Annotated in this window: 1 pseudogene; it reads left to right on the forward strand. The window is 76.9% G+C overall.

The features are described 5' to 3' along the window. Positions 1-392, forward strand: a pseudogene (locus ACLWS4_RS37225) (hypothetical protein); the annotation flags it as partial. Positions 393-711: the final 319 nt, after the last annotated feature.

Raw genomic sequence — 711 nt, forward strand, 5'->3', positions numbered from 1 at the left:
AGGCGGGCCGGCTCGCCGACATCGAGACCGGCGAGGTCTTCAACGTCGTGCGGGTCGGCGACGTGCAGACGGGCCGGGCCGCGCTGGCGGACCTGTGGCACGCCGACGTGCCGGTCGGACCGGTCCTGCACAACCGCGCCGAGGGGTGCATCGAGTTCCTGGTCACGATCCGGGCGGACACGGCGTGGGACATGCCGCAGACCCGGCTGATCGGCCGCCCCGCAGACGGACACGGCCCCCTGTCGGTCGCGATGCCCGCCCCCGGCATGCAGCGGCTCGGCGGACGGAGCTGGCTCGTCCTGCCGGACGGCGAGCGAAGACCGACCGACCCCGCAGACCTGGCCGTGGCCCTGCGGCGCGCCGGCGCCCGCCTGCGCCACGACCACCCCTGAACCCCCGCTACGACCGGCCGCCCGGGCCGTAGCGGGCCCCTGGCCCGGCCGTGTCACTCCCGCCGGACGGCCCGGCCAGGAACGGGATCGGCGACGGCCGATCCCACGCTGACCGTCCCCAGGCGCGGGCGCGCGCAGGGTGGTGCCGCTGCGCCCCCTGGGGACGGTCAGCCCCAGCCCGTCAACGATCGAGCGCGAGGGCCTGCCCAGTGGCGGGCCGGAAAGGCACGACCCTGATGCGCCGCACGTCGGCCGAAGTTGTCCAGATGCCTCCTCGGGCGCCCGCCCCCGACCACCGGGTGCCGGTGGTCGGGGAGCC

The sequence above is a fragment of the Kitasatospora sp. SC0581 genome (genome assembly GCF_048159585.1).
Classification (GTDB): domain Bacteria; phylum Actinomycetota; class Actinomycetes; order Streptomycetales; family Streptomycetaceae; genus Kitasatospora.